10 protein-coding genes are annotated in these 11753 nt (G+C 33.3%); 6 read left to right on the forward strand and 4 right to left on the reverse strand.

Annotated elements, in window-relative coordinates; all coding sequences use genetic code 11:
* The first annotated feature begins 105 nt into the window (after nucleotides 1-105).
* The gene (locus ABW636_RS05500) at nucleotides 106-1014 is read left to right on the forward strand and encodes a YitT family protein (protein ID WP_367588955.1); all 909 of its coding nucleotides are present in this window, start codon (nucleotides 106-108) and stop codon (nucleotides 1012-1014) included.
* 474 nt (nucleotides 1015-1488) lie between these two features.
* Complete coding sequence (locus ABW636_RS05505) at nucleotides 1489-5241, forward strand: T9SS type A sorting domain-containing protein (RefSeq protein WP_367588956.1); 3753 nt, start codon at nucleotides 1489-1491, stop codon at nucleotides 5239-5241.
* Nucleotides 5242-5592: 351 nt separating this feature from the next.
* Here the strand turns inward: ABW636_RS05505 and ABW636_RS05510 are convergent, their stop codons facing one another.
* The 4 genes from ABW636_RS05510 to ABW636_RS05525 form a co-directional block, all read right to left on the reverse strand.
* On the reverse strand, nucleotides 5593-5841 hold the full coding sequence (locus tag ABW636_RS05510; RefSeq protein ID WP_367588957.1) for a GlsB/YeaQ/YmgE family stress response membrane protein: 249 nt from the start codon (nucleotides 5839-5841) through the stop codon (nucleotides 5593-5595).
* A gap of 219 nt (nucleotides 5842-6060) precedes the next feature.
* On the reverse strand, nucleotides 6061-6423 hold the full coding sequence (locus ABW636_RS05515; RefSeq protein ID WP_367588958.1) for a TfoX/Sxy family protein: 363 nt from the start codon (nucleotides 6421-6423) through the stop codon (nucleotides 6061-6063).
* An 11-nt stretch (nucleotides 6424-6434) separates the two neighbouring features.
* On the reverse strand, nucleotides 6435-7100 hold the full coding sequence (locus tag ABW636_RS05520) for a DUF2461 domain-containing protein (protein WP_367588959.1): 666 nt from the start codon (nucleotides 7098-7100) through the stop codon (nucleotides 6435-6437).
* A gap of 89 nt (nucleotides 7101-7189) precedes the next feature.
* Complete coding sequence (locus ABW636_RS05525; protein ID WP_367588960.1) at nucleotides 7190-7552, reverse strand: VOC family protein; 363 nt, start codon at nucleotides 7550-7552, stop codon at nucleotides 7190-7192.
* Nucleotides 7553-7645: 93 nt separating this feature from the next.
* On the opposite strand from ABW636_RS05525, the gene ABW636_RS05530 reads away from it, so the two are divergent.
* From ABW636_RS05530 to ABW636_RS05545, 4 genes are all read left to right on the forward strand, one after another.
* Nucleotides 7646-9037, forward strand: coding sequence for a hypothetical protein (locus ABW636_RS05530; protein WP_367588961.1), 1392 nt, complete (start codon nucleotides 7646-7648; stop codon nucleotides 9035-9037).
* A gap of 122 nt (nucleotides 9038-9159) precedes the next feature.
* Nucleotides 9160-9969, forward strand: a complete 810-nt coding sequence (modA, locus tag ABW636_RS05535) for a molybdate ABC transporter substrate-binding protein (RefSeq protein WP_367588962.1) — start codon at nucleotides 9160-9162, stop codon at nucleotides 9967-9969.
* Between the two features lie 53 nt (nucleotides 9970-10022).
* Nucleotides 10023-10694: a molybdate ABC transporter permease subunit gene (modB, locus tag ABW636_RS05540; protein ID WP_367588963.1), complete on the forward strand. Its 672-nt coding sequence runs from the start codon at nucleotides 10023-10025 to the stop codon at nucleotides 10692-10694.
* Nucleotides 10691-11587: an ABC transporter ATP-binding protein gene (locus ABW636_RS05545; RefSeq protein ID WP_367588964.1), complete on the forward strand. Its 897-nt coding sequence runs from the start codon at nucleotides 10691-10693 to the stop codon at nucleotides 11585-11587. The genes modB and ABW636_RS05545 overlap by 4 nt, the downstream gene beginning before the upstream one ends.
* The last annotated feature ends 166 nt before the right edge of the window (nucleotides 11588-11753 follow it).

Genomic DNA, 11753 nt, shown 5'->3' on the forward strand with positions numbered 1-11753 from the left:
CTAGATAGTCTTCTATAAATTGATATTTTTTGACTCAAAATAATCTTGAATTTATAACAGCATCAAAACACATATGTTGTTATTCATTTAGAATTCACCACAACTATGAAAAAGAAAGCAATACTTAACTTTATTAAAGAATATATTCAAATCATTATCGGTATTCTTCTTGCTAGTATTGGTTTGAAAGCTTTTTTATTACCCAATGGATTTTTAGACGGGGGAGTAACCGGAATTGCCATACTACTAAGTGAAAAAATCAGTTTGGACATAGCCATAATTCTGATTTTGGTTAGTATTCCTTTTTTAATTCTTGGAGCATTCACAATTTCAAAAGAGATACTCATAAAATCTATTATTTCTATAGTTCTTTTATCTATTTCAATCAGCCTAGAAAGCTTTCCTATAATTACAGAGGATAAATTACTCATAGCTATTTTTGGTGGGCTCTTTTTAGGGGCAGGAATCGGTTTATCTATAAGAAACGGTTCTGTACTAGATGGCTCAGAGATTTTGGGTATTTTTATTTACGAAAAATTTGGTGTGACCATAGGAAAAACAATACTCTTATTTAATATAGTACTCTTTGGAATTACTGCACTTCTTATCTCTAAAGAAATCGCGATGTATTCTATATTAACCTATATTATTACAGCAAAAGTAATTGATCTGGTAATCGAAGGCTTTGAGGATTTTATAGGATTTACAATTATTTCGCGTAAAGCAGAACTTGTTGAAAAAGGACTTACTCAAAAAATAGGTGTTGGTGTCACGGTATACAAAGGTGTTTCTGGCTACGGCACATCGGGACAACAGAACGAGACTAGAATTATACACACCATTGTAAATCGTATAGATATTAGAAAAACATATCGCTTACTCGAAAAAATAGACCATAACGCTTTTGTAATAGAGTTTGATGTTAACAATGTAAAAGGTGGTGTTTTACAGAGGTATTTTAATCCCAATAAACGAACAAAATTGGCAAGCGAAATAACTCAGAAAAACACCTAATAACAAGTAAACTAGCATAAAAAACAAAGTACATGATACTTGGGACAAGCCCTCAAGACATTTAACGGGAAAAAACTTATTTTTTGTTTTATGAAAACCTAAGGCTTTCAAACTTTTCTCTTATCCAGCCATACAAGCGTCGGGGAATTCTAAGTCAACTACCTCAAAACAAGCTCAAGGCATCCGCCGGATAAACAATTTTAACATTTCTAGGCAAGCCTCAGAGAATTAAAAAAGTCTAAAAAACTTACATGTAAACCTGTAAGATACCGGTGAATTTTGGTTTAATATTGAATTAATTTTCTTACATTAACACTAAAAAAGAATCAAAAAACACTTTTAAAAACAAAAAAAATAGATTAAAAACACTTTTTTTCAAAAATTCTTACAAATTAATATCAAACAATTAGATAAAAATATTACATTTGCTCCTCATCTCTTCCCAAATCAGTCCCTGAAAATCAAAAACATAGTATGCATAAAAAATCACCCCTAATAGCATTTGCCTTCTTTTGTATGATAGCAGCCAGTAACGCTCAATTTAATCCAAATGCTCCCTGGTTAAACCAATTTAAAAATAAAAGCAATTCAGAAGGTGATATTACATTCGAAAAGATTCAAAATGCTTTTAATGAATATTGGAAAAATAAAGATCCTAATAAAAAAGGGAGTGGTTACAAACCTTTTAAACGATGGGAGTATATATGGGAAGATGTTGCAAATGACAAAGGGTATTTACCTACCACAAAAGATCAATGGGATGCTTGGCAAAATAAACAAAAACTACAAAACAAGTCAAATACAACAGATCAAAGTAATTGGTTTGCTATGGGACCACAATCTCATACAAATACAGGATCCTGGTCTTCGGGTCAAGCAAGGGTTAATGCCATTATTGTAGATCCAAATAACAGCGAAGTATGGTACATTGGTACTCCTGCAGGAGGTCTATGGAAATCAACCAATGCAGGGAATACATGGATCCCTATAACCGATAACTTACCCCAAATTGGAGTTTCGGCAATTGCGATCGATTATTCAAACTCGGATACTATTTATATAGCTACTGGTGATGATGATGCTTCTGACACATTGAGTGCAGGAGTTTACATATCTACAGATGGAGGAACTACCTGGAATCCTACAGGGTTACATCCAGGCAATACACCATCTATAATTAGCGAGATATATATCCACCCATCTGACTCGAATATTTTATGGATTGCTTCTAATAGAGGAGTTTACAAATCGACAAATGCAGGGACTAGTTGGACACGCACAATGCACGGAAATGTATTAGACCTTAAATTAAAACCTGGTAATCCAAATATCATATATGCCGTAACCTCTAATAGTTTTTTTAGATCCATTAATTCTGGTAATTCATTTACCCAAGTTTCACAAGGATTACCTCAAAACAGTAGTAGGATGGTAATCGACGTTACTCCTGCCAATACTGCTTATGTATACCTTTTAAGTGTTAAAAATGATCAAACATTTAATGGACTATACCGATCTATAGATAGTGGAGCATCCTTTTCTTCTAGAAATACAAGTACAGATGTAATTGAAAGCGAGCAAGCTTACTATGATTTAGCTCTTGGAGCATCTACCACTAATGCTGAAGAGATTTTTGTAGGCTGTCTAAATGTATGGAAATCAACCACAGGAGGGAGCACCTTTACCAAGGTTAATGAGTGGAACGAACCAAATTCAAACGCCTATACCCATGCCGATATTCATACGATAAGAGCCTTTGACAACAGGATATTTGTTTGTTCTGATGGCGGAATTTATTCAACTACAGATAGCGGAATTAATTTTACAGACTACACTGCTGGTATACAAGCAAGCCAATTCTATAAAATTGCAATTTCTAAAAACGATGCCAATAAAATGGTAGGTGGGCTTCAGGATAATGGTGGTCATGCCTATAACGAAAACGGAAATTGGTTGAATTTTTATGGTGCTGATGGAATGGATACTGCTATTGATAATACTGACGATAATAAATACTATGGCTTTGTTCAAAATGGAAGGTTATTGTGTATTTCAAACAATTCTGGAAACAATTTAACAAATTTTGTAGAGCAGCCATCTGGATCTTCAGGAAAGTGGGTAACACCGTTAGAAGTCAATTCAGTAGGAAAAGTTTTTGCCGCCTATAACAAATTGTATCGTCTTAATGATGATGAGTCAGATTGGACAGAACTAGCCAATCTATCAGGTTCTGCCAGCGCAATGAAAATCGCACCTTCAAATGACCAAATTATATATATTGCTGTAAATGCAATACTTAAACGAAGTAATAATGGTGGCACATCGGTCAGTAATGTCCATAACTTTGGCAAAAGAATCAAAGGAATCGCCATACATCATGCCGATCCAGATAAAATTTGGGTCACTACATCGTCATCTGTTCATTACTCTGAAAATGGAGGAAGAACTTTTAATAACATTACCAAAAACCTTCCTGTTACCGACAAATATGTATTCATTATGGATATAGTACATCAACCAAATCACGAACAAGACCCAATATATGTTGGAACAAGTATAGGAGTATATAGAAGTACAAAAGACAATACATGGGAAATATTCTCTAAAAACTTACCCACAACTATAGTCAATGACTTAGAAATAAACACCACAGATAATTCTATTACTGTTGCCACCTATGGAAGAGGGATTTGGAGATCGAAACTCCCTCTATGCGCTTCAATTACAGCAGAACAAAAGGCTTATATAAATAACAGCTCCTTAGAAAACTCTTCGTATATAAGATCATGTGAAGGACAAAATATTCAACTAGAGGCTGTGGTAACGATTGGCAACGATCCGACTTTTGAATGGAATGGTCCAAATAATTTTTCTAGTACAGCATCAACTATTACTCTTAATGATATAACTACAAATCAAAACGGACAATATACCTTAACCATTACATCTTCGGATACTTGCGGTACCACTGCATTAACATATACTCTTGACATAGAAGAAAATGCTATTCAACCGACAATAAATACCGATTATGCTACCTGCATAAATGAAACTATTACGTTAACAGCCAATGGAAGTACTGGTTATAAGTGGTATAACGCTGTAAATTCAGAAAAAGAAATCGCCATCGGTAAAACTTTTACTTCTCCAATACTCACAGAAAATAAAACATATTATGTTGCTGGCACTTCTCTACCAACTATACCAGAAAGCCTAAGTACTGCTGATATTCATACGGCAACACCTTATAATAATGAAGAGGGATTACTATTTGACACCATGGATGATATCTTGTTAGAGTCCTTTACAGTATCCGCTGTTACTTCAGGAGAAAGAACCATTGAAATTGTTGATGCTACGGGCACAATTATAACCTCTAAAACATTAATGATTCCCGCAGGAGAGTCTCGATTGTTTGTGAATTTTGAAATTCCTAAGGGGAAAAACCATATCATAAAGCTTGGACAAGGTTTAATCCAAATGAAAAGAACTCCTCCTGGAAATGAAGTAAACTATCCTTATTCATCTCCGAACAAAACCGTATCAATTATTGGAAATACTGCAAATGACCCAGATTCTTACTTCTTCTTTTATGATTGGAATATTAAATCTAAAGGAGGAATTTGCGAATCGGCAAGAACTGCAGTTAATATTACTGTTGATGAAATACTACATCCACAGGATATAATAACATACAGTATTGATAATGGAACAGCAATAGATCTCAAAAATGGAGATGAAATTACATTGATCGAAGGTTCGGATTTATCATTAAACCCTACTACAACATTCAACAAAAATAAATTAACATGGATATCTCCAAGCGGAACAAAACATGTATCCAATACCTTAACACTGACAAATGTTAGAAACCATAGTTCTGAAGAAGGAGAATGGTCAGTAAGCGCTCCACTTGATCTTGAAAACTGTAAAAACAAAACTCAAGAGGTTGTATTTTCTGTAAATATCAGCAGTCAATACGAAGACTTAACCATTTTTCCTAATCCAGTAAAGAGTATACTTACCATTGGCAACGTTAATTCATTACAAGATGCAACACTATATGTATATGACACTAACGGTAGAATAATAGTAGATTCATATATCTTGAATGAAAATGCCACTAACGAGATTTTAGTAAACCTACAACAATTAGAAGTGGGTACTTATTTTATTCATATAGAAAGTAATGATTCTAAAAGAGTAGAAATGATAGTAAAACACTAAACTACCCTATACTAAGCAAAGTTTTATACCAAATAAATCATAAAGTGCGACATAAGATGTATAGTTGCTTTCTTTTCTTATGAAGCTGTAAAATTCTTGTATAGCAATAGCTACCGAAGCTTTTTGCAATGAAATAAGAGAGGAAATGAACAAACAGATTAGTGGTGTTTATAGTTTATTTTGTATTAATCCGATTTTTAGATCAACCAACCCCATAATACATATTAAAAGCACCTAATTTTAGGTGCTTTTAATGAACTGGTTTAAACTTTTTTTGATTCATGCGAAAAATTATCATTTTTTATAGTGAATTGAAAAAAGTTTAAACCAGTTCAATATACAGAATCAAGATTATCTTTTCTTGAATATCAAATTAAGTAGAAAAAGAATTATTACCGCACCGATTGCACCAGTAAGTATAGCACCAATCCATCCTGAACCTATATGAATACCTAGTTTACCTAGGGACCAACTCCCTACAAAACTTCCTATGATACCCACAACAATGTTTCCTAGAATACCAAGGCTAGTTCCTTTATAAATAGTGCTTCCCAGCCAACCTGCGACTGCTCCGATAATAATTGTTACAATTAATTCCATTAGTTTTTAAATTAAATGATTACTAAAAAGTAAGATTAATATAGAAACAATATAGCGTATTTTGCTTTCAACTTGCTATTGCGATTAATTGTTTTACACAACTATTCGACTATATACCAATTTATTGGTCAAAAAGAATACATGTGATTTGTGGGGAAATTAACCCTCAAAAAGAATTCAATAACAAACAAACAGTCTAAGATACCTACTTCAAAACACCTACTGCCTTTTTTTGCTCTTCTTTGCAAATGGGTTAAAAGCAAGACACAAATCTACCCAATATTCTAAGTCTTTATCAAGATCAAAACCATCTGGAGTAACAAAAACAAATCCTTTCATAGGTCTTCCTGTAAAATCCATTGGTTGCACTCCTTCCTTCTTACTTGCATGATCATAGGCTTCTTCTCCTATTCTTGCCATCAAAAGATCGGTTTCTTTTTTCTTACTATAATGTATCCCACAACACATCTTATCATCAACCATAAAACACAAGCCTCCCATCATTTTCTTTTCATAAAAATTTGCTTTACGTTCCTTAAAAATCTGTCGGATTCTATCTGCTATAAATTCGTTATATGCCATTTGCTATAAAATTATTGAATTGCCTGGGTTAGATATTCATTTACGGGTCGCATGATGTGCCAATACTTCATCAATTCTTGTTTTAAAGAATCGCTACAAATCAACTCTGGTGTTTCTTCTGCTATAAAATAGAATTGTTTGTTGGCTATTAAGGGTTCCTTTTCGAATGTATCCTGCCATTCTTTAGGAATTCGTTTTAAGCTGTCTCCACGTATTTGACCAAACTTCTGAACAAAATCTCTTTCTTCTATCAATGCTCTAAATTTACCTGGATTATTTTTTATAGCACTTCTTATTTTCTCTAATTGATCTTTTGTCGGCCCAAAACACCCTCCCATAATACCAACCATTTCTGGGGAGAGCCTTATAAAAATACCAGGCATACTTTTATTTTTTCGCCCGCCAGGAGATATAAACGCAGTATAATGTAAGTTATAGGGAGACTTGTCCTTAGAAAAACGAATATCTCTATTAATTCGAAGAATACATTCTTTAGGAGTTATTGCAACTTTTGGATCTACTTTTTTAATCTCACTGATCATATCTTCGAGAAATAGTTCAAAAGGTTTTTTGACACTCATTTCGTATCGTTTCTTATTGGCATGAAACCAATCTTTATGATTGTTTGTTGCAAGCTCCTTAAAAAAAGAAAGAAAATCTTCTGTAAAATAGTTCATAGTACTGTAATTATGATTCGACAAACATATTAGCATTTGTTAAGTAAGCTATCCTGTAATTTTACAATAGGGATGGCTTCAACTTTTATTTATTTCATCGAGTGAAAAGCGACTCTATTTCCTTCGGTATCCAGAAAAATAGCCATAAATCCATTTTCACCTAACGATGTTTTAGGCATTAAAACTTTTCCTCCTGCTTTTTCTACCCTTGCCAAAGGAACCGATAAATCTTCTCCCCCATTAAGATAAGCAAATGTACCTTCTTGTGAAGGCTTATTTCCATTACCATGAGTGATACAACCTCCTACTCCGCCATCTTTGTATGGAAAAAAGGCCATTTTAAAATCCATTACCATAGGTTGCAGTTCTACATTCAAAAGTTCATTATAAAACTTGATTGCTCTTTCAAAATTTGTACTTGGTATCTCGAACCAGTTTATTGCATTAGACATATTAGATAAAATTAAATGATTATTAGTATTTCAAAGATAAGTTACGACGAGAATCAAAAAAATCATATTTTTGAGAAAACATAGGTTTCTAAAATGAAAAAAAACGAAGAATTATTCTATTTAATACAATCTTTATCCAAGAGCGAAAAACGTTATTTTAAGTTGAGTATTGCAGGTAATGAATCGGCAGAGTATCTTCAGTTATTCAATGCTATTGAAGCACAAAAATTGTACGATGAAAGTGCTATTAAGGTTCTTTTTAAAGACAAAGCTTTTATCAATCAGCTAACTACTATCAAGAACTATTTAAAACAACGCATTCTTCAATCATTAAGAAATTATCATTCAAAAACTTCTAAGAATGCCGAGCTACTGGATATTATTCGCAATGTAGAAATCTTGTTTCAAAAAGGGCAATATACCATCTGCCAAAGTGAATTATATAGAGCAGAAAAGAAAGCAAAAAACTTTCAGCAAAACATGTTATTGTTTCATATACAGGATTGGAAAAGAAAAGTACATCAAGCGTTATATCCACAAGATTTCGAATCCCTTAAAACCATTATTCTCGCTCAAAAAAACACATTACAAGCCACTAACGAGTATGTGAATCTTCTTTTGGCGAATATTAATCCTTCTCAGTTTTCACTATCACACAAAAAAACAACATCGTTACAAAACAGAACCCTCAAAACTTTACACAAATACAGGAAACAACTACTCTCTCAACATTCTGACAAAGCAAAACAAACACTAGAAGACCTTCTTAAAGAATGGGAGCAACACCCAGATTTATTAAAAGAATATTTTGCCATGTATTTTTCTGTTTATAATAATTTGCTTGGTTTTTTAGTCTTCAAAAAACAACACAAAGAAGCATTTGTTCGCATCTTGCTCTTAAAACAAAAAATAGAAACTGTTTCTACTACTTCTGCACCCGTTATTAAGGAAATACTACGCTTGTATAATATGGAGTTAGAAATCCACAGAACCTTAAAAGGCTTGCATACTACTCACGAAATTATAGACGAAATACAAAACTTTATCGACCAACATAAAACTCTGGTTCCTAACAATTACTGGCTATCATTTCGTTTTCAATTTGCAAACATTTACTTTTTGAAAAAAGATTATAAAAAAGCATTGTTTTGGATCAATGACATTATCAATAATTTAACAAAAAAAGATCGACAGGATCTAATCACCTACACCTACTGGCTGAATCTATTGGTGCATTATGAACTGGGTAACGGTTTCTCACTTCGGTATTTGATTGACAACTTTAAAAAGCTATTGAAAAAACAAAAAAACATAGATTCCTATGAGAAAATAATTTTAAAATTTTTATCCAAAACTGCCGAAGATTCACCAACAGAAAAAAGAACTGCTTTTGTAACACTTAGAACACAACTAGAAGAACACCCTATTCCCGATCACATCCTGGGATATATAGATTTTAACGAATGGATGCAGCAAACGGTCTAAAAACATACCTAATTAGCACTCTTCTAGCACATTCTTTTGTTTTTGATTGTTGACGAGATAAATACGATAAAAAAATTCATTTTACAGGATTATATATTTACCTTGACTTTTTGGCAATCAACATGCTTTATTTAAGTAAAATTAATCTAAAAAAGGATCGTAAAGAAGAACTAATGACTAAGAAAGCATATCTATACGGCATACTGCTTATACTACTAAGTATTTCTTGTTCACAGAAACAAGATAGTGGGTTAACTATAGCAGCTGCCTCGAATATGCAGTTTGCCATCAAACAATTATCAAAAACATTTACAATACAAACAGGAATCCCTTGCACTCTTGTTATAAGCTCATCTGGTAAATTAACCGCTCAAATCAAAGAAGGTGCTCCTTTTGATGTGTTTATGTCTGCAGACGAAAAATATCCAAAAGAATTATTCGAAACCGGAAGAACCAATGGTGCACCAAAAATCTACGGATATGGGAAATTAGTGTTGTGGTCGATGCATAAAGATATAGATGTATCCTTAGGTATTCTAAGCAAACCCAACGTACGCCATATTGCTATAGCAAATCCAAAAACTGCTCCTTATGGTGTTGCTGCTGTAGAGGTATTAAGAAAACACAATCTTTATGACACCATACAAAACAAACTAGTGTATGGAGAAAGCATCTCGCAGGCCAATCAATTTATCGTTTCCAAATCGGCAGAAATAGGGTTTACCTCAAAATCCGTAGTTTTATCTTCACAAATCAAAAACAAAGGCAAATGGATCTCGTTGGATGAAGATGATTATTCTAAAATTGCTCAGGCTGTGGTGGTGATCAAGCAAGAAGTTGAAACACAGAAAAAAGCCAAAAAATTTTATAATTTTTTATCTTCAGCAAGTGCCAAAAAGATTCTGGAAGAATATGGATATTCAACTCCGTAACAACATTTTTAGACAACAATGATCAAAACAATTAACACATAAGTATTCGCATCATGGATTGGCAACCCTTATTATTAACATTTAAATTGGCACTAGTAACAACAATTCTTTTACTAATTGTATCTATCCCTTTGGCCTACTGGCTTGCCTATTCAAAATCAAAAATAAAACCGATTATAGAAACCTTTGTTAGCATGCCACTAGTATTACCTCCTACGGTTATAGGGTTTTATCTTTTACTTGTTTTTAGTCCCTCTAGTATGATTGGTCATTGGTTACATACTACTTTGGGGATACAACTTATCTTTTCGTTTAAAGGATTGGTTATTGCCTCTATTCTATATAGTTTACCTTTTATGGTTCATCCTATACAAGCTGGGCTTGCTAACCTTTCCTCTACACTTATCGAAGCTTCTTATGTGTTGGGAAAATCAAAAACAAGAACACTTTTCAAAATATTACTTCCTAATATCAAACCTTCTTTATTAACCGGAATCGTTTTGGCTTTTGCACACACTATCGGAGAGTTTGGAGTAGTGCTAATGATTGGAGGTAATATGCCGGGCAAAACAAAAGTTGCATCTATTGCCATTTATGACGAAGTAGAAGCGCTTAATTATGACACTGCCCATATGTATTCTCTCATTCTTTTTATCATTACATTTTTTATTTTGCTACTTGTCTATTTAATAAACGGTAGTTATCTAAAACGATTCTGGAGATGATACAACTTAGATTACAAAAAGAATTGGATGCCGTTGACGGAAAAATGCTTCTGGATATAGATATTACTATCAAACAAGGAAGTTTTGTTACGTTTTACGGAAAATCGGGAGCGGGAAAAACATCTATCCTAAGAATGCTTGCAGGTTTATTGAAAGTAGATAAAGGACTCATTAAAGTAAATTCGAAAACCTGGCTCGATACAGAAAAAAGAATTTGCCTGAAACCACAACAACGAAAAATTGGGTTTATGTTTCAGGACTACGCCCTATTCCCTAACATGACGGTTAAAGAAAATCTTCTTTTTGCTCTTGACAAAGGACAAAATGCCGGTATTGTAAACGAACTGATCAACATTATTGAATTAGAACAACTACAAGACAAGAAACCACAAAGACTATCTGGTGGTCAACAACAAAGAGTGGCATTGGCCAGAGCAATGGTTCGAAAACCCGAAATTCTTATGCTCGACGAACCCCTATCTGCACTGGATCATCACATGCGATCAAAGTTACAAGATTATATCCTTGCAGTACATCAAAAATACGCAATCACCACCATACTGATAAGCCATGATGTTAGCGAGGTGATCAAAATGTCTGATCATATGTTTATCCTTGATCACGGACAAATAACACAACAAGGAAGTCCTTTAACTATATTTACTCATCATAACAACGATAAAAACATACAGTTTATTGGTAAAATTGTTGGTATCCAAGAAAAAGAAAACTCACAGTACATCGTTACACTTCTAACAGGAACAAACTCTATCTCAATTATGATTGATGAACAAGAAATACGTTCATTTACCATTGGTGACCAAGTACAGGTAAGCTCTGATGTTTTTAAACCTGTCTTAAAAAAGATCAAACTTATTTCAAATAAACCATAAAATACCTCTAATCTGTTTTTGCATTTCCTATCTTATATCTGTTCTTAATTGAAATCACCCTAAACTGAATCAACTTATGTTTAATTCAGACGAGAAAGAAAATATAGGGATCGTAGCGCTATCGATCTATTTCATTTTGAAGTATGAAACAAAAAGAAATGATTTT

The organism is Aquimarina discodermiae (assembly GCF_040786235.1).
In the GTDB taxonomy this organism is placed as follows: domain Bacteria; phylum Bacteroidota; class Bacteroidia; order Flavobacteriales; family Flavobacteriaceae; genus Aquimarina.

Bases quoted from the DNA above. Each gene is read 5' to 3' on its own strand.
- ABW636_RS05530 (WP_367588961.1), top strand. From the start codon at position 7,646: ATGAAAAAAAACGAAGAATTATTCTATTTAATACAATCTTTATCCAAG.
- ABW636_RS05510 (WP_367588957.1), bottom strand. From the start codon at position 5,841: ATGGAATTAATTGTAACAATTATTATCGGAGCAGTCGCAGGTTGGCTG.
- ABW636_RS05515 (WP_367588958.1), bottom strand. From the start codon at position 6,423: ATGGCATATAACGAATTTATAGCAGATAGAATCCGACAGATTTTTAAG.
- modA (WP_367588962.1), top strand. From the start codon at position 9,160: ATGCTTTATTTAAGTAAAATTAATCTAAAAAAGGATCGTAAAGAAGAA.
- ABW636_RS05500 (WP_367588955.1), top strand. From the start codon at position 106: ATGAAAAAGAAAGCAATACTTAACTTTATTAAAGAATATATTCAAATC.
- ABW636_RS05520 (WP_367588959.1), bottom strand. From the start codon at position 7,100: ATGAACTATTTTACAGAAGATTTTCTTTCTTTTTTTAAGGAGCTTGCA.
- ABW636_RS05525 (WP_367588960.1), bottom strand. From the start codon at position 7,552: ATGTCTAATGCAATAAACTGGTTCGAGATACCAAGTACAAATTTTGAA.
- ABW636_RS05505 (WP_367588956.1), top strand. From the start codon at position 1,489: ATGCATAAAAAATCACCCCTAATAGCATTTGCCTTCTTTTGTATGATA.
- modB (WP_367588963.1), top strand. From the start codon at position 10,023: ATGGATTGGCAACCCTTATTATTAACATTTAAATTGGCACTAGTAACA.
- ABW636_RS05545 (WP_367588964.1), top strand. From the start codon at position 10,691: ATGATACAACTTAGATTACAAAAAGAATTGGATGCCGTTGACGGAAAA.